This is a genomic window from Microbacterium schleiferi, assembly GCF_020781975.1.
Classification (GTDB): domain Bacteria; phylum Actinomycetota; class Actinomycetes; order Actinomycetales; family Microbacteriaceae; genus Microbacterium.
Genome location: NZ_JAJGNI010000002.1, coordinates 138,091 through 156,673 on the forward strand (window position 1 = coordinate 138,091; position 18,583 = coordinate 156,673).

The window sequence follows — 18,583 nt, forward strand, 5'->3', positions numbered from 1 at the left end:
ATCCGCGCGAGAAACCTTGTGGGTTCGCGCGCGAAGGTGTGGGTTCGGCGGGTCTGGGACCCGGGTATTACTTGGCGTCGTCCTCGGCGGGAGCGTCGACAACGGCATCCTCGGCGGCGGCCTCAGCGGCTTCGCCCTCCTCGGGCGATTCGGCGCCTGCCGCAGCTGCCTCGTCGGTGGACTCTTCCTCGACCTCGGGCGCCAGAGCCTCGGCGGGCGTCTCCTCGGCGGGAGCCTCCTCCGCGGCCGGCGCAGCGGAGGCCGGAGCAGCCTTCTTCGCCGACTTCGGCTTCGGGTTCACCGGCTCAAGCACGAGCTCGATGACCGCCATCGGGGCGTTGTCACCCTTGCGGTTGCCAACCTTCGTGATGCGGGTGTAGCCGCCCTCACGCTCGGCGACCAGCGGCGCGATCTCGGCGAACAGGATGTGCACGACTTCCTTGTCACCGATGACCGAGAGCACCCGGCGACGGGCGTGCAGGTCACCGCGCTTGGCGAAGGTGATCAGGCGCTCGGCGAGGGGACGCAGGCGCTTGGCCTTCGTCTCGGTCGTCTTGATCGACTTGTGCGTGAACAGCGCCGCGGCGAGGTTCGCGAGCAGCAGGCGTTCGTGGGCGGGGCCGCCTCCGAGGCGGGGACCCTTGGTGGGCTTGGGCATGTCAGTTACTCCAGGGAAAGTCGGTCAGGATGCCGCGGCATCCGTTTCGGGTACCGGTCAGACGGTCTCGTCGTCGTAGCCGCCGTAGAAGTGCGCGCCGTCGAACCCGGGAACCGAGTCCTTCAGGCTCAACCCGAGCGAGATGAGCTTGTCGCGAACCTCATCGACCGACTTCTGGCCGAAGTTGCGGATGTTCATGAGCTGCGTCTCTGAGAGGGCGACCAGCTCCGAGACGGTGTTGATGCCCTCGCGCTTGAGGCAGTTGTAGGACCGGACCGACAGGTCGAGGTCTTCGATCGGCATCGACAGCTCGTTCGACATGACGGTCTCGACCGGCGCGGGGCCGATCTCGATACCCTCGGCCTCGACGTTCAGCTCGCGGGCGAGGCCGAACAGCTCGGTCAGGGTGCGACCGGCGGAGGCCACGGCGTCGCGCGGTGCGATGGAGGGCTTGGTCTCGACATCCAGGATGAGCTTGTCGAAGTCGGTGCGCTCACCGGCACGGGTCGCGTCGACGCGGTAGCTGACCTTGAGCACCGGCGAGTAGATCGAGTCGATCGGGATCTGACCGCTCTCGGCGTACTCGTTGCGGTTCTGGGTCGCCGAGACGTAGCCGCGGCCACGCTCGATGGTGAGCTCGAGCTCGAACTTCGCGGTCTCGTTGAGGGTCGCGATGACAAGCTCGGGGTTGTGGACCTCGACACCGGCGGGTGCGGAGATGTCGGCGGCGGTGACCTCACCGGCGCCGGTCTTGCGCAGGTAAGCCGTGATGGGCTCGTCGCGCTCGGAGGAGACGACCAACTGCTTGATGTTGAGGATGATCTCGGTGACATCCTCCTTCACACCCGGAATGGTGCTGAACTCGTGCAGCACGCCGTCGATGCGGATGCTGGTGACGGCGGCGCCGGGGATCGACGACAGGAGGCTGCGACGCAGCGCGTTACCGATCGTGTAACCGAAGCCGGGCTCAAGCGGCTCGATGACGAAACGGCTGCGGAACTCCCCGATCTTCTCCTCGGTCAGAGTGGGACGCTGTGCGATGAGCACGATGTGTTCCTTTCGATCACGTGCCCGCTATATGACACGTGCAATGGGTGAGGTGTTGAGTTTTTCTCGCGGGATGCCGAGGCGCAGCGCAGTAACGCACGCCCCGGCACCCGAAGTGCTTCACCCGGGTGGCTGTGAGCCGGCCCGGAACGGGGCTGTCGTCAGACGCGACGGCGCTTGGGCGGGCGGCAGCCGTTGTGCGCCTGGGGCGTGACGTCCTGGATCGAGCCGACCTCGAGGCCAGCGGCCGTCAGCGAACGGATCGCGGTCTCACGACCCGAACCCGGACCCTTGACGAAGACGTCGACCTTCTTGACGCCGTGCTCCTGCGCCTGGCGGGCAGCAGACTCGGCTGCCATGCCGGCGGCGTAGGGCGTCGACTTGCGCGAACCCTTGAAGCCGACGCCACCCGAGGAGGCCCAGCTGATCACCGCGCCCGAGGGGTCGGTGATCGAAACGATCGTGTTGTTGAACGTCGACTTGATGTGGGCCTGGCCCACGGCGATGTTCTTCTTCTCCTTGCGGCGCGGCTTGCGCGCTGCGGACTTGGGGGTAGCCATGTGCGTTTTCTCCTAAACCTTCCGCGCCTTACTTCTTTCCGGCCTTCTTCTTGCCGGCGACGGTGCGCTTCGGGCCCTTGCGGGTACGCGCGTTCGTCTTGGTGCGCTGACCGCGCACCGGCAGGCCGCGGCGGTGGCGCAGGCCTTCGTAGGAGCCGATCTCAACCTTGCGGCGGATGTCGGCGGCAACCTCACGGCGAAGGTCACCCTCAACCTTGTAGGTGCCTTCGATGTAGTCGCGGAGGGCGACGAGCTGGTCGTCGCTGAGGTCCTTCACGCGGATGTCCTCGTTGATCTCGGTCGCCGCGAGGATCTCGTGCGAACGGGTACGGCCGATGCCGTAGATGTAGGTGAGGGCGATCACCACGCGCTTATCGCGCGGGATGTCGACACCGGCAAGACGTGCCATGTCGGTTCTCTCTTTCCCCCGGGTTTCCCCGCGGAGTATGTCGAAGGTGTGGAGCAGAATCGGTGCCCGGGCCTTCGTCCCGAGGTGTCCCCTGCACCCGGCATCCGGATGCGGGTTCTGACCCTGCCTGTGTGTATTGAGTTATGAGTCCTGGGGCCGCCGGAACGGCATCCGTCTCAGCCCTGGCGCTGCTTGTGGCGCGGGTTGGACTTGCAGATCACCATCACGTTGCCGTGGCGGCGGATGACCTTGCAGTGGTCGCAGATGGGCTTGACGCTGGGGTTGACCTTCATGATGTTCCTGTTCGCTGTCTTCGCCGGGCGGGCACGGATGCCCGGGGCGTTACTTCTCGACCGGCCTAGCGGTAGCGGTAGACGATGCGGCCGCGGGTGAGGTCGTAGGGCGAAAGCTCCACGACGACGCGGTCCTCGGGGATGATGCGGATGTAGTTCTGCCGCATCTTTCCCGAGATCGTTGCGAGCACCTTGTGTCCGTTGGTCAGCTCAACGCGGAACATCGCGTTGGGCAGCGCCTCGGACACTGTGCCTTCGATCTCGATGACACCGTCTTTTTTGGCCATAGCCTCGCTCACGCTTATGCAGACCGGTCGGTCTGCGGTGGATGGGAGTCGGTGCCGGTCCGCTCTGCCCGGACACGCCAAGGCAGGCGCAAAGCACCAAAGATCAATAGTACGTGATAGTGAACACCCCGGCAACCTCGGGCGTGTCGGGGTGCTCCCCGGGGCGCGAACCCACACGTTTCGCGTCCGCCCCACATGTTCCGACGGACATAGCGTGTGGGTTCGGCGCGGTAAGTGTGGGTTCACGAACACAAGTCGGATGCCGCGGGGCGCGGGGCTAGCGCGGAGGACGGATGCCGAACTCGGCCAACCGCCGGCCGAGCGTGACCGGCGAAGCGAGGTGCTGCATCCCCCACCGAACCAGCGGGCGGTGGGTGGTCGCGCGGATCCAGTCCTCGCGCTCCTTTTCCGCGCGCACCACCTCCCACGGTGTGCGTTCGCCACGAAACTGCGCATCCGTGTACTTGCCCTCACCGTCGAACTCGCCCCATGCCTTCGCGTCGTCCAGCCCGAAGTCGACGAAGTACAGGTGGGACGAGTCGGCGAGCCGCACCTGAAGCCGCGGGCTAGCAAACCCGAGGTCATGCAGCAGCAACCTGCTCATGCTCTCACCGGGTAGCTGCGCGCGCCCGTCTGCGAAGGCCATGATCCACCGCGCTTGACGGATGCCACGTGCTCCCCGCGCGCGGGCGATACGCTCCTCCATCGCGGTAGCCCATGTCGAGGCTGCACCCTGGTCATAGACCCGATCTTCGGGATCCCACGCGACCAGCCGCAGCGCGGCATCCGCGACGGCCACCGCACTAGCCAGCGGCAGGGTACGCGCAACGTCGAACACCGTGCGCTCGAGGGACGTGCACGGAATGCCACCGATCACCACGATGTCATCGTCCGGCACGCTGACCTCGTGTCGGGCTACGCCCCGGGCATGCCGCACGACACCGTTGTGGTGGGCGTCGCTGACGTGTACGGCTTCAGGAACGTGCCGAAAGAGGGGCAATCCCCAGAGCACCGCCGCCGACGCGTGCGAGAACGGCGCAGCGGATGCCTGTCGCCGCGAGTGCACCGCCGCGATCGTCCGTAGATGCCTGTCTTCGATGAATCCTTGCGCGTCAGCGGCTCGCGCGTAGCGCCCCGAATGGAGCCGGATCAGCTCGCCATCCGCATGCTGCGCGGCGATGGTCGCCGCTGCGCTCTCGCGCTCGAGCCGTTCGCGCGTGAGGATCGCCGCACGCGCGTCCCAGACCCGATCGGAGCTCGGCGGTACGACATCCATGCCCGCAGTCTCGCCTGCGCGCGCAGCCCCTCACGCGTCGCTGCGCACACCTGCGGCATCCGCTCGCCCTTCCACCCCTGGGGAGGAGCGCACTGCCCAATCACCACCAGCCGCGAACCCACACCTCTCTCGCCGAGCCCACAGGATCTCGCGACAGATACCTGTGGGCTCGAGCGAAAAGGTGTGGGTTCGGCGAAAGGGGATGGTGCGCCGGTGGGTCAGCCCTCCGCTCGGCCTCCCCGGCGGCGACGGATGACGACAAGTGCCAGGCCGAGAACGATGACTGCAGCAGCCCAGGGCAGCACTGGCACCCCCGTCGCCGCGACCGTGCCGCCGGTCGCGGCGAGCGCCTCGACCTGGACGTAGACCCACCCGATCACCGCACCGGTCGAGTCGGTGACCACCAGGCGGTGGGTGCCGACCGGCATTCCTGCGGGGATCGTGAAGGTCGCGGTTCCCGCGGCGCTCACCACGGATGTACCGAGGTAGGTCGGCGTCGAGAAGATCCAGCCCTCCACAGTCTGCCCCGCATACTGAGTGCCGACCGTGACCGTCACCGTCTGTCCCTGCTTGAAGGTCGTCCCACCCTGCGGCTGGATCGCGTCCTGCGTCTGCGGGGTCAAGTCCGTCTCCGCGGGCGGGGTGGTGCCACCCGTGGGCGGTAGCGGCGTGAACGTTCCCGTGACCGTCAACGGAATCCGCACCCCGGTTCCCGATGGCTCGGCGTTCACGACAAGCGCCGAGTTCAGGGGAGCGTCCTTCGGCACGGTGATGCTGATCTGCGCGGCGCCGCCGTTGATAAGTACCGGGTCGAAGACGGCGCTGCTGCCTTCAATCGACACGAGCGCTGTCGTGTTCGCCGGAGCGCCCAGCGAGCGGATGTCGAGTCCCGACACCGTCGCGTTCAACGTCTCGCCCTGCTCGATCGTGGCGGGGACCCCGGTCACCTGGGCGCTGCGGGAGGCGAAGTCCGGCGACAGCGGCGAGTTGTTCTTGAGGTAGTCGATCCACGCGTCGCGGTCGATCAGACCGGAGTCACGGGTGTCGGTTCCCTCCGTGAGCACCGTGAAGTTGTCGCCGCCCTGCAGCAGGAAGCTGAACGACCCGACCCGATACTCGGCATCCATCACGATGGGCTGCCCGTCGATCCAGATCCCGGTGATCCGGTCGCCCTTGGCAAGCGACGCATCGTACGTGTAGAACACGTTCTCCGACACACCCAGCTGCAGGTACGGACGCGACGCGGTGTCGGGCTGCCACTGCTGCTCCAGCACGACCTTGAACTGCGCGCCGGTCAGCGTCGTGGTCCACAGGTTGTTCACGAACGGCAGCACCGCGTTGGCTTCCGCGTACGTGATCACCCCGTCCTCGCCGTAGTAGAGCTCGTTACGCAGACCGCCCGGGTTGACCAAACCGATCTCCGCCCCACCACGGTCGGCCGACGACAGCGAAGCCACCAGCGCATCCGCAACCAGGTTCCCGAGCGTCGACTGGGATGACCGATCATCCCGCTTGTCGCCCACGAACGCCGTCGTGATGTCGGCGGTGACCGAGCCGACCTGCTGCGAACCCACGACATCCGCCTGCGCGAGCGCGGCATCCACGATCGTCTTGACGGCAGCGACGCGCGGGTACGCGGAAGTCAGGGTCGCATCGGCGGATGTCGTGCGCGCCACGTTGCGCACGTCGTAGTCGTTCACAGAGCCCGTGACCGGGTCGATCCAGAGCCGAACCTGGCCGATGTTCTCGCCGTAGGAACCGGTCTGCAGGATCGGACGCGTCCGGTCCGAACCGGGAACGGGGCCGTCCCACGCGTATTCCTTGTGCGTGTGGCCGGTGAAGATCGCATCCACCGCCGCCGAGGTCTGCGTCACGATCTTCGCGAACGCTCCGCCCGCAGCGATCTCGTCCTCGATCGACGCGCCTTCCTTCACCCCGTCGATCGAACCCTCGTGGTACTCGGCGATGATGATGTCAGCTTCGCCGTTGCCCTCGTCACCGTCGGTCAGCTGCGCGGCCACCCGATTCACAGCATCCACGGGGTCACCGAAATCGAGGCTGGCGATCCCACCGGGCGAGACCAGCGACGGCGTCTCCTGGGTGATGGCACCGATCACCGCGACCGCGAGTCCCTCCACCTCGAACGTCCCATACTCGGGCAGCACCGGATCCTGTGTCCCCTTCGCATAGACGTTGGCGCCCAGGTACGGGAACTGCGCCGCATCCGTGACCCGACCGAGCAGGTCAGCCGAGCCCTTGTCGAACTCGTGGTTCCCGGCAGCGGATGCGGCCAGCCCCAGTGCGTTCAACACGTCGATCGTGGGCTTGTCATCAGCGTACGCTGAGGCGAACAGCGACGCCCCGATGTTGTCACCGGCCGAGAGGAACAGCGTGTTGTCGTCGCCGTATGCGGCGCGCAGCTGCTCGATCGTGCCCGCGAACTTCACGGTGTTGCCGTCGATGCGACCGTGGAAGTCATTGATGTTCAGGAGGTTCAGGAGCACGTCATCGCCGCCGTGGTAGGCCCCGCAGTACATCCGGCCCTCGCGCAGCGAGATCTTGTCGGTCTCGCTGTCGTCGGCGTAGAAGACCGGCGCGACACCGTTCTCGCACGTACCGATCGCGAAGCCCTCGTTGCCGGCCTTGGCGGGCATGCCAGCCGGCGCGAGGTAGGCCGCGACGTTCTGGAAGGTTCCGGCATAGACGCCGTCCGCGGCAATCCGCATCGCGTGGATCTCGCCACCGCACGCGTCATCACACACGGCGTACAGGGTTCCGGATGCCGCATCCCACGTGACGTCGGCCACCACCGAGAGCTTCGGATCGATCGTGGCGACGATGCTCGCGGCTCCCGCTTCCTGAAGCGCGACGGCGTAGATGCGCGCCGTTCCCTCAACGCCGACGAAGAACAGGCCATCGCCGTGCGCGCCGTAGGTCGCCGGGTCGTACGCCTTGCCGGTGCTGCTATCGACGAATCCCTGTGCGACCACGACCGAGTCCGGGACCCACGTGACGCCCTCGAGCCCGCCGTTGGCGGGGAGAGCCGGCAGGAAGGTTGCAAGGTTCCACTCGTCGGTCGCGACAAGTTCGGTTCCGGATGCCGACACATCGAAGCGCAGCACGGAGGGTCGGCTGACGTCGCTGGCCGTGTTGTCCCGCTCCGACGCGACGTACACCCCGCCCGCCGAGGTGCCCGCGACGAGGCTCACACCCTCGGCATCCACGGCACCGGAACCGCCGGGGTAGCGCAGGACCTTGCCCGCCGCCCACTCACCCTGTTTCGGGCTGATCCACTGCCCGGCCTCGGCGTTCCACTCGAGCTGGAAGAGCGTTCCCGTGCCGTTGTTCACGGCCCAGAGCGTCCCGCGACCCTCAGCGGTCGCCTCATAGGCCAGGCCGCTCATGTCCTCGCCGAAGGCATCCGGCGCCGAAACTGCAGTCACACCCGCGTCGCCCGGCCACGGCGTTGCCGCGACAAGGCCGATGCAGTCGTTCGGAGCACCCTTGGTCACCGACGCGGCAACCTCGAACTCGCCGAGGCCGTCGGGGCAGCGCGCCCACGACGTCTCGGCGTGCTCGCTCCAGCTCATCTGGTTCAGCAGCGTCGTCCCGTCGGGCGCGAACAGGCGCGCTGCGTCAGCACCGCCGAGGCCGAAGCCTCCCGTGACGTCGACGTCGATGGCCACGAAGGCGCCGGGCTGCAGGGTGGTTCCATTCGGCACGACGACGGCGTGGTCGTCGTTGTCGTCCCGCAGGATGTAGCCGGAGATGTCGACGGCGTCCGGACCCGCGTTGGTCAGCTCGATCCAGTCGACGGGCTCAGCGCCCTTCGAGTCCACCTCGTTGATGCGGATCGGCGAGCAGTCGTTCGCAGCGCCTGGAGTCGAGCTGTAGGTCTCGACGAACTCGCCGGCACCGTCCGGGCAGCGACCCCAGGTCGTGCGCTGCGCGTGGGCGGGATACGAGTGGCTGTCGACAGGGGTGACGCCGTCGGGCAGGAACAGTCGCGCCGCATCCCCGTTCCCGAGCCCGAACCCGTCACCCGGGAGGTCGGTGTAGATGACGGTGTAGCCACCCGCGGCGATCGTCGTGCCAGCCGGGATGGTCAGGGCGTGGTCATCCTTGTCGTCCTTCAGGATCCAACCGCCGAGATCGACATCCGTGTCCGACGTGTTCACAAGCTCTACCCAGTCGCCCGGGTCGCCCCCGCTGGACTCGATCTCGTTGACCCAGATGGCGTCAGCGCCAGCCACAGGGGTGTCCCCGCCGTCTGCCGGCGCACAGTCGTTCGCGGCGGCCTTAGTGACGGATGCCGTCAGTTCGAACTCACCAGTCGCATCGGGGCAGCGCCCGTAGCTCGTCGCGGCGTGCGCGGTCCACGAGTACTGATCGATGAGCGTGGTCCCATCAGCGGCGAACAGGCGCGCCGAGTCCGCCTTGCCGAGGCCGTAAGCGGACGGCCCCGCATCCACGACGAAGGCGGCGAAGCCGTAAGCGGGGATGGTGGTTCCCGTCGGGATCGTGAAGGTGTGGGTGTCGTCGTTGTCGCGCAGGATGAGCCCGCTTGCGTCGACGGGAAGGTAGGACGTGTTCGCCAGTTCGATCCAGTCGGCCGGGTCGCCGCCGTCGGATTCGACCTCGTTGATCACAAGAGAGGTCGCGGGATCGGGTGCGCAGGAGTTCGCCTCGCCCGGGGTCTGGGCTGCAGTGGGTCCGAAGTCTCCGGTCAGGTCGGGGCACCGGCCCCAGGAGGCGTTCGACGCACCGGGGGGCAGCTCCGTGAACGCGTACTCGTCGACGACAGTGCCGTCAGGGAGGAGCAGGTGGACCTCGTCACCGCTCTTGCCGAGGCCGAACGAGAACCCGGCATCCTCGGAGAGCACCAGGTATCCGCCGGCGGGAACGACGTAGCCCGACGCGATAGTGCTCTCGTTCTTGTCGTCGCGCAGCTTCCAGCCGGCGAGGTCGACATCGGCCTGCCCGGTATTGGCGAGTTCCACCCAGTCGGCAGCATCCTGCGGGTCATCCGGCTGGATCTCGTTGATCACCACCGGCGGGACCTCAATCGGTTCAGCCGACGCAGCCGCAGGAACGGCGACGGCAAACGAGAGCCCAAGGATCACGGACAGGGCGGCGGCAAGGCGTCGGCGCATGACGAGTACTCCTGCGAATCGGTGCAAGGGATGGTGCGCCGAACTCGCTGACGTTGCCTCAGCGCGGTGGCGCCCCGCCAGCCTCGCCACCGAAGTCAACGCACAGGTGAACGCATCCAAAACCGCGAGTAGTCACGGGGAGTCGCCCCGCCGAACCGGCGCGTCGCGGCCAACCGACGGCACGCGCGACGCCCCCGGGACCGAAGTCCGCGGGGGCGTCGCGCGTGAGGGGGTCTTAGCTCAATCGGTTGACGATGTCGGCGTTTACGTCACCGGTGAGGCTGATGTACTCGCCGTTGATCACGAGCGTCGGCGTTCCCTGCCCGCCCTGAGGGCTCGCAGGGATCTCCCGGGTCTGCGCGTCGACGAAGTCGACGTACGTGCGCTGGGTGACGCACTCGTCGATCCCGGTCACCCCGGAGTCGGCAGCCAGCGCGATGAGTTCGTCATCCGTCCATCCCGCGCCGGTGACGTCAGCAGTCAGAAGCGTCTGGGTGAACGCGAAAGCAGCGTCAGTGTCCTGCGTGGCGACGCAATAGAGCGCGCTGGCCGAACGCTCGGAGAAGTCGGTGCCGGATGCCGCGTTCAGTCCCGACAACGCAACGGGATGCAGGTTCAGGGTGATGTCGCCCGAGGTGACGAGTTCATCCAGCGTCGGGCCATAGACGTCCTCGAAGTCCTGGCAGTGAGGGCAGTAGAAGTCGAACCACACATCGACCTCGTCAGGCCCGCTGCCCACCGCGATCGCGCCGGTCGACGAGTCGATGCCCGGCCCCTCGGGTGCAGCACCCGGAGCCGCAGCGGTGTTGTTCATCCACACCACGAGCGCGCCGACCAGAACGAGTGCCGCAACCACCGCGACGCTGATCCAGATGGCGAGATAGCTGTTCTTCTTTGCAGGCGCTGCCATGGTGTCGTCCTACGGGTGCTGTGTCTGTGCCCATTGCTGCGGGCGCTCGGCGGCGTGGTCCTGTTCGCGCTCAGTTCAAGCGAGCGACGATGTCGGTCTGCGGGTCGTAGGTCACCGTCACGTACTCTCCGTTGACGACGAGCGTCGGCGTGCTCGCCCCGCCCGTGGCAGGGTTCGTCGGCAGGTTCTGCGTCATCGTGGTTGCGAAGTCCATGTACGTGCCATCCGTAATGCAGGAGCTGGAGTTCGTGGCTCCCGCGCCCTCAGCGATCGCAACGATCTCGTCGTCGGTCAGTCCCGGCGAGGACTCGGCCGGCTGCTGGGCGTACATGGCAGTGATGAAGTCCAGCAGCGCATCCGGATCCGACTCCGCAACGCAATAGGCGGCGCTGGCCGACCTCGTGGAGTACTGGGTGCCCTGCGATACCCGGTCGAGGATCGAGACCGGGTGGACGTTCAGCGTGATCGACCCGTCATCGATGAGTTGCCGAATGGTCTCGCCCTCGGCCTGCTCGAACTGGTTGCAGTAGGGGCACATGAAGTCGACGTAGGTGTCGACGGAGTTCGAACCGGTGCCGACCGCGATCCCACCGGTCTCGGTGTTGATGTTCGCGGCAGCCGGAACGGGCCCTGGAGCCGATGCCGTGTTGTTCATCCACACGACGAGAGCTCCGACCAGTACCAGCACCGCGACGACCGCGACGCTGACCCAGATCGCGAAAGAGTTGTTCGACTTCGCGGTAGCTGCCATGTTTGCTTCCTCCGGATGCTGTGTGTCCGTCGGGCCTGCCAGCGTGCGCCGCTCAGGCCCCTGCGATCGGTTGCGGGATGACACCGAACGGAGCAAGCTCCGCGGCGCCGCCATCGGGTGCCGTGAGCACCCAGATACCACCATCGTGCACGGCAACGCTATGTTCCCAATGTGAGCCGTCTGTGCCATCGACGGTCGACACTGTCCAATCGTCATCTTCGACGAACGTCGCCTGATCGCCGGCGACCACCATCGGCTCGATGGCGAGCACCAACCCCGGTCGCACCTCGGCGCCCGGATCACTGGTTCGGTAGTTGAACACCGGCGGCGCCTCGTGCATCTTGCGCCCGATGCCGTGGCCGATGTAGTCGCGCAGGATGCCGTACCCGCCCTCGGGGGCGTTCGCCTCGACGTATCCTTCGATCGCCGCGCCGACCTCGCCGACGTGGGATGCCGATGCCAGGGCGGCGACTCCGGCCCACAGCGATCCTCGCGTGACATCGGAGAGCCGCTGCCGAGCAGCGACGAGGTCCGGCCGCTCCGGATCGGGCAGAACGACAGTGAACGCGGAGTCCCCGTTCCACCCGTGATACTCGGCTCCGGCATCCACCGAGAGGATGTCACCGGGCTGTAAGACGTAGTCACCCGGAATGCCGTGGACGACCTGCTCGTTCACCGACGCACACACCGTGTGGCGGTACCCGCGCACGAGCTGGAAGTTCGAACGCGCCCCACGACCGGTGATCACGGCGGATGCCGCAGCATCAAGCTCGAGGGTCGTGACTCCCGGCGCGGCGAGCGCACGAACCGCATCCAGGGCGGCGGCGGTGATCAGCCCCGGCTCGACCATCGCTCGCAGCTGAGCGGGGGTCTTGTAGATCGATCGACGCAGCACGACGCCCGGTCAGCCGGTGATGCCGCGCGCCGCGAGGGCGGCGGCGATGCGGTCTGCGATCTCGTCGAGCGATCCGACGCCGTCGATCGCGTCGACGATCCCGCGCTCCCGATACACATCGAGGATGGGAGCTGTCTCGCGCTCGTAGATGGCGAGCCGGTTGGCGATGACCTCTTCGGTGTCATCGGTCCGGCCCTGGTCGATGGCGCGCTGTGTCAGTCGCGCTATCGACTCATCACGCGGAACGGAAAGCTCGATGACGGCATCCAGCGACTCGCCGCGGCTCTCGAGGAACGCGTCGAGGTCGCCGACCTGGCCGAGGTTGCGCGGATACCCGTCGAGAAGGAAGCCGTTGCTCGCGTCATCCTGCGTCAGACGGTCGCGCACGATCTCGCTGGTCAGCGAATCCGGCACGAGGTCGCCGGCTTCGATGATCGCCTTGACCTGTTGGCCGAGAGGGGTTCCCGCGCTGACGTTGGCGCGGAAGACGTCCCCGGTCGAGATCACGGGAATCGACAGCGCTTCGCCCACGCGAACCCCCTGCGTGCCCTTGCCCGAGCCCTGCGGCCCGACGATCAAGAGGCGAGCGGAGGGGAGGTCGGCGGAGCGCGTCATCGGAGGAGCCCTTCGTAGTGTCGCTGCTGCAGCTGTGCGTCGATCTGCTTCACGGTCTCAAGACCCACACCCACGATGATCAGGATTGAGGCACCGCCGAACGGGAAGTTCTGGTTCGCGCCGACCAGCGCCAGCGCGAACAGCGGAAGCAGAGCGATCAGACCCAGGTACATCGAACCGGGAAGCGTGATGCGCGTGAGCACGTAGTCGAGGTACTCGGCAGTCGGGCGCCCCGCACGGATGCCGGGGATGAACCCGCCGTACTTCTTCATGTTGTCGGCGACCTCAACCGGGTTGAAGGTGATCGCGACGTAGAAGTAGGTGAACCCGACGATGAGCAGGAAGTACACGATCATGTAGATCGGGCTGTCACCGTTGGTGAGGTTGTTGCTGATCCACACGACCCACGGGGCGGCGGTCTCCCCCGCGGCGGGCTGGTTGAACTGGGCGATGAGCGCCGGGATGTACAGCAGCGACGACGCGAAGATGACGGGCACAACACCGGCCATGTTGACCTTGATCGGGATGTACGTGTTGGTTCCGCCATAGGTGCGGCGGCCCACCATCCGCTTGGCGTACTGCACCGGGATGCGGCGCTGGGACTGTTCGACGAACACCACAAGGCCGACGACCACGATGCCGACGGCGACGACGAGCAAGAACGTCTCGAACCCACGCGACTGCCAGATCGCCCACAGCGAGGCCGGGAAGGCGGCAGCGATGGAAGTGAAGATGAGGATCGACATCCCGTTGCCGATACCGCGCTCGGTGACGAGCTCGGCGAACCACATGATGAGGCCGGTACCTGCGGTCATCGTGATGATCATGAGCAACTGCGCCCACCACGCGTCGTTGGTCAGCAGCTGCTGGCACTCCGGCACGTTCGACGTTCCGAACAGCTGACCGCTGCGGGCAACGGTGACCAGGGTCGTCGACTGCAGGAGCGCGAGCGCGATCGTCAGGTAGCGGGTGTACTGCGTGAGCTTGGCCTGCCCCGCCTGCCCCTCCTTGTAGAGCGCCTCGAAGTGCGGGATGACCACGCGCAGCAGCTGCACGATGATCGTCGCGGTGATGTAGGGCATGACGCCCAGCGCGAAGATCGACAGCTGGAGCAGAGCACCACCGGAGAACAGGTTGACGAGAGCGAGCAGACCCTCAGTGCCGGTGGAGTCCCGCAGACACTGCTGTACGTTCGGGAAGTCCACGAACGGCGTCGGGACGTGCGCACCGAAGCGATACAGGGCGATGATGGCCAGGGTGAACCCGATCTTGCGACGAAGGTCGGGAGTGCGGAACACCCGCGCGATGGCGCTGAACAAGAGGATTCCTCCAAGGGGGATGCCGACACGCTCGGGCGCGCCAACGTCCAGGCTAACCGAAAGAGGGGCCGGAGATATCTCCGGCCCCTCTTTCCAGGTACTACTCTGCCGAGGCGGCGGTCGCGACCGACCCGCCGGCTGCGACGATCTTCTGCTCGGCCGAACCCGAAACCTTGTCGACGGTCACGGTGAGCTTGACCGAGATGTCACCGTCTCCGAGGACCTTGACCTTCTCGTTCTTGCGAACTGCACCCTTGGCCACGAGGTCACTCACGGTGACCTCTCCACCCTTCGGGTAGAGCTCAGCCAGCGTCGAGAGGTTCACGACCTGGTACTCCACGCGGAACGGGTTCTTGAAGCCACGGAGCTTCGGGGTGCGCATGTGCAGCGGCATCTGCCCACCCTCGAAACCGACCTTGACCTGGTAGCGGGCCTTCGTACCCTTGGTACCGCGGCCTGCGGTCTTACCCTTCGAACCCTCACCGCGGCCCACCCGAGTCTTCGCCGTGTTGGCGCCGGGGACCGGACGAAGGTGGTGCACCTTGAGCACACCGGGACGGGTCGCGGGTGCGACATCCTTCTTCGCTGCAGCCTTGGCCGGAGCCTTCTTGGCGGGAGCCGCCTTCTCGGCCGAGGCGTCGCTGTCAGCTGCGGCCTTGGCCGGAGCCTTGCGCGCAGGCGCCTTCTTCTCGGCGGGCGCGTCGGCAGCAGCCTTGGCCGGAGCCTTGCGGGCCGGGGCCTTCTTGGGCGCCGCGGCTACTGCTTCTGCAGCCTCGACGTTTTCGTTGTCTGCCATTAGTCGATCTCCTCAACCTTCACGAGGTGAGCGACGGTCTTGACGTAGCCGCGCGTCTGCGCGTCGTCGGGACGGACGACCGAGTCGCCGATCCGCTTGAGACCGAGCGAGCGCAGCGTGTCACGCTGGTTCTGCTTCTCACTCACCTTGGACTTGACCTGGGTCACCTTCAGCCGAGCAGCCATCAGGCACCTACCTTCTGTGCGGCCGTAGCCTCAGCTTCGGCACGAACGAGACGGGCCGGCGCGACCTGGTCGAAGTCAAGACCACGGCGCGCGGCAACCGAACGCGGTTCCTCGAGCTGCTGAAGAGCCTCGACCGTCGCGTGGACGATGTTGATCGTGTTCGAGGAGCCGAGCGACTTCGAGAGCACGTCGTGGATACCGGCGCACTCGAGCACCGCACGCACCGGACCACCGGCGATAACACCGGTACCGGCAGCTGCAGGACGCAGGAGCACCACGCCGGCTGCTGCCTCACCCTGCACGGGGTGCGGGATGGTGGATCCGGAGCGCGGCACGCGGAAGAAGTTGCGCTTGGCCTCCTCGACGCCCTTCGAGATCGCCAGAGGAACCTCACGGGCCTTGCCGTAGCCGACGCCGACCACACCGTTGCCGTCACCGACGACCACGAGGGCGGTGAAGCTGAAGCGACGTCCACCCTTCACGACCTTCGACACACGGTTGATGGTGACGACACGCTCCAGGAACTGGTTGTCGCCACGGTCACGCGAGTTGCGGTCACGGTTGGGGTTGCGCTCGCGGCTACCGCGACGCGGCTCGCGCTCGCGCTCGGTGGTCGCAGCAGTACCCTCGGCCGCAGTGGCATCGGCAGCCTGCTCGGTGCCCTCGGCAGTGGTCACGTCGTTCTCCACGGGGTTGTTGTTCTCGCTCACAGGTTCAGACCTCCTTCGCGGGCGCCGTCGGCGATAGCCGCGACACGCCCCGCGTAGCGGTTGCCGCCACGGTCGAACACGACGTCGGCGACGCCGGCTGCCTTCGCACGCTCAGCGACGAGCTCGCCGACCTTGCGGGCCTTGGCGGTCTTGTCACCGTCGAACGACCGCAGGTCGGTTTCGAGGGTGGATGCCGAGGCCAGCGTGTGGCCCTTGCTGTCGTCCACGACCTGCACGAACACGTGACGGGCAGAGCGGGTGACGACCAGGCGCGGACGCTCGGTGGTGCCGACGACCTTCTTGCGAAGACGGGTGTGGCGACGCGCGCGGGCGTCGGACTTCGTCTTGACGCTCATGGTTACTTACCAGCCTTTCCGGCCTTGCGACGCACGACCTCGCCGGCGTAGCGGATGCCCTTGCCCTTGTAGGGCTCCGGCTTGCGAATCTTTCGGATGTTGGCAGCAACCTCACCGACGGCCTGCTTGTCGATGCCGCTCACGGTGACCTTGTTGTTGCCCTCGACCGTGAAGCTGATCCCGCTGGGCGGGTCGACGAGCACGGGGTGCGAGAAGCCGAGGGCGAACTCGATCGAGCTGCCCTTCTGGGCAACGCGGTAACCGGTGCCGACGACCTCGAGGCCCTTGGTGTAGCCCTGGGTCACGCCGATGATGTTGTTGTTGATCAGGGTGCGGGTCAGGCCGTGAAGCGACCGCGACTCGCGCTCGTCGTCGGGACGGGTGACGAGCACCTGGCCCTCTTCGACCTTGACCTCGATGGGGCGCGCGACGGTCAGCGACAGCTCACCCTTCGGGCCCTTGACGGCGACATCCTGGCCCTCGACCGTAATGGTCACGCCAGCGGGGATGTCGATGGGAAGACGTCCAATACGCGACATGTCAGATCACCACACGTAGGCGAGGACTTCCCCACCCACGCCCTTCTGCTCGGCCTGACGGTCGGTGAGAAGACCGGAGGAGGTGGACAGGATCGCAACACCCAGTCCGCCGAGAACCGTGGGGATCTCGGTCGACTTTGCGTACACGCGAAGGCCGGGCTTCGACACGCGCTTGATGCCCGCGATCGATCGCTCCCGGTTCGGGCCGTACTTGAGGGTCATGGTCAGGGTCTGGCCCACGCGGGCATCCTCGACCGACCAGTCCGAGATGTAACCCTCTTGCTTGAGGATCTCGGCGATGTGGGTCTTGAGCTTGGAGCTCGGCAGCGACACGGAGTCGTGATGCGCCGAGTTCGCGTTGCGCAGCCGGGTCAGCATATCTGCGACCGGGTCTGTCATGGTCATGGGGTTCTTCTTTCGTTCACCAGGTTTCGACGCCCGTTACGCGGACGCCGACCTGTGGTGGTGATGCCCCGGAGGTCCCGGGACATCAAGAGTGGATCAGGCCTGCTGCTCGGTACCGCGGAACGGGAAGCCGAGGTGACGCAGCAGAGCGCGACCTTCGGCATCCGTCTTCGCCGACGTCACGATCGTGATGTCGAACCCGCGGACGCGGTCGATCTTGTCCTGGTTGATCTCGTGGAAGATCGACTGCTCCTGCACACCGAAGGTGTAGTTGCCGTTGCCGTCGAACTGCTTGTCCGACAGGCCGCGGAAGTCACGGATGCGGGGCAGTGCCAGGCTCACGAGGCGGTCGATGAACTCCCACGCACGGTCACCGCGAAGGGTGACGTGCGCGCCGATGGCCTGACCCTCACGCAGCTTGAACTGCGCGATCGACTTGCGAGCCTTCGTGACGACCGGCTTCTGACCGGTGATCTTGGTGAGGTCGTCGACCGCACCATCGATCACCTTGCTGTCGCGAGCTGCCTCGCCGACACCGGTGTTCACGACGACCTTGACCAGGCCAGGAATCTGCATGACGTTCGCGTAGCCGAACTCGTCCTGCAGCGCCTTCTTGATCTCGCCGTTGTACTTCTGCTTCAGGCGCGGCTGGATTTTGCCAGCGGGCGCAGCAGTGGTGGTGCTCATCAGAGGTCCTTACCTGACTTCTTCGCATAGCGCACGCGAACCGTGCGCTTGACGCCGTCCTTGACCTGCTCCTCGACACGGTGGCCGACACGGGTCGGCTTCTTCGTCTCGGGGTCCACGACCTGGACGTTGGAGATGTGGATGGGCGCCTCGATCGTCTCGAGCCCGCCGGTCTTGGTGCCGCGCTGGGTCTGGCCAACGCGCACGTGCTTGGTGACGTAGTTCACGCCCTCGACGATCACGCGGTCCTGCTCGACAAGGACCTCGAGGACCTTGCCCTGCTTGCCGCGGTCACCGCCGCGCTCGGGCGTCGGGCCCGAGATGACCTGAACCAGGTCGCCCTTTTTGATGTTCGCCATGATCAGATGACCTCCGGGGCCAGCGAGACGATCTTCATGAACTTCTTGTCACGAAGCTCACGGCCGACCGGCCCGAAGATGCGGGTGCCGCGGGGCTCCCCGTCGTTCTTCAGGATGACGGCGGCGTTCTCGTCGAACTTGATGTAGGAGCCGTCGGGACGACGGGTCTGCTTGACGGTGCGCACGATAACTGCCTTGACGACATCGCCCTTCTTGACGTTGCCGCCGGGGATCGCGTCCTTGACGGTTGCCACGATGATGTCGCCGAGACCCGCGTAGCGACGGTTCGAGCCGCCCAGCACACGAATGGTCAGCAGCTCCTTCGCGCCAGTGTTGTCCGCCACCTTGAGGCGGGATTCGTTCTGAATCATGA

At 66.4% G+C, this 18,583-nt stretch carries 22 protein-coding genes; all 22 read right to left on the minus strand.

The genetic code is table 11. The annotated features are described in order from the left end of the window. Positions 1–67: 67 nt before the first annotated feature. Positions 68–658 carry a 50S ribosomal protein L17 gene (rplQ, locus tag LL236_RS02905; protein WP_228177302.1) on the minus strand — a complete coding sequence of 197 codons (591 nt, stop codon included), beginning with the start codon at positions 656–658 and terminating at the stop codon, positions 68–70. Between the two features lie 57 nt (positions 659–715). Then, positions 716–1,705, minus strand: coding sequence for a DNA-directed RNA polymerase subunit alpha (locus LL236_RS02910; RefSeq protein ID WP_228177303.1), 990 nt, complete (start codon positions 1,703–1,705; stop codon positions 716–718). Between the two features lie 161 nt (positions 1,706–1,866). Next, positions 1,867–2,265 (minus strand): 30S ribosomal protein S11, encoded by a 399-nt coding sequence (gene rpsK, locus LL236_RS02915; protein ID WP_228177304.1) that lies wholly within the window; start codon positions 2,263–2,265, stop codon positions 1,867–1,869. Positions 2,266–2,293: 28 nt separating this feature from the next. Continuing rightward, positions 2,294–2,674, minus strand: a complete 381-nt coding sequence (gene rpsM / locus LL236_RS02920) for a 30S ribosomal protein S13 (protein WP_228177305.1) — start codon at positions 2,672–2,674, stop codon at positions 2,294–2,296. Positions 2,675–2,850: 176 nt separating this feature from the next. Continuing rightward, positions 2,851–2,967: a 50S ribosomal protein L36 gene (rpmJ, locus tag LL236_RS02925; RefSeq protein ID WP_022893853.1), complete on the minus strand. Its 117-nt coding sequence runs from the start codon at positions 2,965–2,967 to the stop codon at positions 2,851–2,853. Between the two features lie 65 nt (positions 2,968–3,032). Then, on the minus strand, positions 3,033–3,254 hold the full coding sequence (gene infA / locus LL236_RS02930) for a translation initiation factor IF-1 (RefSeq protein WP_013583992.1): 222 nt from the start codon (positions 3,252–3,254) through the stop codon (positions 3,033–3,035). A gap of 277 nt (positions 3,255–3,531) precedes the next feature. After that, positions 3,532–4,530 (minus strand): hypothetical protein, encoded by a 999-nt coding sequence (locus LL236_RS02935; RefSeq protein ID WP_228177306.1) that lies wholly within the window; start codon positions 4,528–4,530, stop codon positions 3,532–3,534. A 218-nt stretch (positions 4,531–4,748) separates the two neighbouring features. Further along, positions 4,749–9,683 carry a lamin tail domain-containing protein gene (locus LL236_RS02940; RefSeq protein WP_228177307.1) on the minus strand — a complete coding sequence of 1,645 codons (4,935 nt, stop codon included), beginning with the start codon at positions 9,681–9,683 and terminating at the stop codon, positions 4,749–4,751. Between the two features lie 235 nt (positions 9,684–9,918). Then, positions 9,919–10,593, minus strand: a complete 675-nt coding sequence (locus LL236_RS02945) for a DsbA family protein (RefSeq protein WP_228177308.1) — start codon at positions 10,591–10,593, stop codon at positions 9,919–9,921. A gap of 70 nt (positions 10,594–10,663) precedes the next feature. Further along, a complete protein-coding gene (locus tag LL236_RS02950; RefSeq protein ID WP_228177309.1) occupies positions 10,664–11,344 on the minus strand; it encodes a DsbA family protein in 681 nt (226 codons plus the stop codon). A 52-nt stretch (positions 11,345–11,396) separates the two neighbouring features. Then, positions 11,397–12,239, minus strand: coding sequence for a type I methionyl aminopeptidase (map, locus tag LL236_RS02955; RefSeq protein WP_228177310.1), 843 nt, complete (start codon positions 12,237–12,239; stop codon positions 11,397–11,399). A gap of 9 nt (positions 12,240–12,248) precedes the next feature. Beyond that, positions 12,249–12,854: an adenylate kinase gene (locus LL236_RS02960; protein WP_228177311.1), complete on the minus strand. Its 606-nt coding sequence runs from the start codon at positions 12,852–12,854 to the stop codon at positions 12,249–12,251. Continuing rightward, positions 12,851–14,173 carry a preprotein translocase subunit SecY gene (gene secY / locus LL236_RS02965; protein ID WP_228177312.1) on the minus strand — a complete coding sequence of 441 codons (1,323 nt, stop codon included), beginning with the start codon at positions 14,171–14,173 and terminating at the stop codon, positions 12,851–12,853. The genes LL236_RS02960 and secY overlap by 4 nt, the downstream gene beginning before the upstream one ends. A gap of 100 nt (positions 14,174–14,273) precedes the next feature. Beyond that, a complete protein-coding gene (rplO, locus tag LL236_RS02970; RefSeq protein ID WP_228177313.1) occupies positions 14,274–14,969 on the minus strand; it encodes a 50S ribosomal protein L15 in 696 nt (231 codons plus the stop codon). Beyond that, complete coding sequence (gene rpmD / locus LL236_RS02975; protein WP_023954062.1) at positions 14,969–15,154, minus strand: 50S ribosomal protein L30; 186 nt, start codon at positions 15,152–15,154, stop codon at positions 14,969–14,971. The genes rplO and rpmD overlap by 1 nt, the downstream gene beginning before the upstream one ends. Further along, positions 15,154–15,843, minus strand: a complete 690-nt coding sequence (gene rpsE, locus LL236_RS02980; protein ID WP_374197998.1) for a 30S ribosomal protein S5 — start codon at positions 15,841–15,843, stop codon at positions 15,154–15,156. Before rpsE ends, rpmD begins: the two co-directional genes overlap by 1 nt. Positions 15,844–15,860: 17 nt before the next feature. Then, positions 15,861–16,220 (minus strand): 50S ribosomal protein L18, encoded by a 360-nt coding sequence (gene rplR / locus LL236_RS02985; protein WP_228177314.1) that lies wholly within the window; start codon positions 16,218–16,220, stop codon positions 15,861–15,863. Positions 16,221–16,222: 2 nt separating this feature from the next. Then, positions 16,223–16,759 (minus strand): 50S ribosomal protein L6, encoded by a 537-nt coding sequence (gene rplF / locus LL236_RS02990; protein WP_228177315.1) that lies wholly within the window; start codon positions 16,757–16,759, stop codon positions 16,223–16,225. A 6-nt stretch (positions 16,760–16,765) separates the two neighbouring features. After that, positions 16,766–17,164, minus strand: a complete 399-nt coding sequence (gene rpsH, locus LL236_RS02995; protein ID WP_179430951.1) for a 30S ribosomal protein S8 — start codon at positions 17,162–17,164, stop codon at positions 16,766–16,768. A 96-nt stretch (positions 17,165–17,260) separates the two neighbouring features. Beyond that, positions 17,261–17,851 carry a 50S ribosomal protein L5 gene (gene rplE / locus LL236_RS03000; RefSeq protein WP_228177316.1) on the minus strand — a complete coding sequence of 197 codons (591 nt, stop codon included), beginning with the start codon at positions 17,849–17,851 and terminating at the stop codon, positions 17,261–17,263. Further along, entirely contained in the window at positions 17,851–18,210 is a 360-nt protein-coding gene (gene rplX / locus LL236_RS03005; RefSeq protein WP_228177317.1) for a 50S ribosomal protein L24, read from the minus strand. Before rplX ends, rplE begins: the two co-directional genes overlap by 1 nt. A 2-nt stretch (positions 18,211–18,212) precedes the next feature. Beyond that, complete coding sequence (gene rplN / locus LL236_RS03010; protein WP_228177318.1) at positions 18,213–18,581, minus strand: 50S ribosomal protein L14; 369 nt, start codon at positions 18,579–18,581, stop codon at positions 18,213–18,215. Between the last annotated feature and the right edge of the window lie 2 nt (positions 18,582–18,583).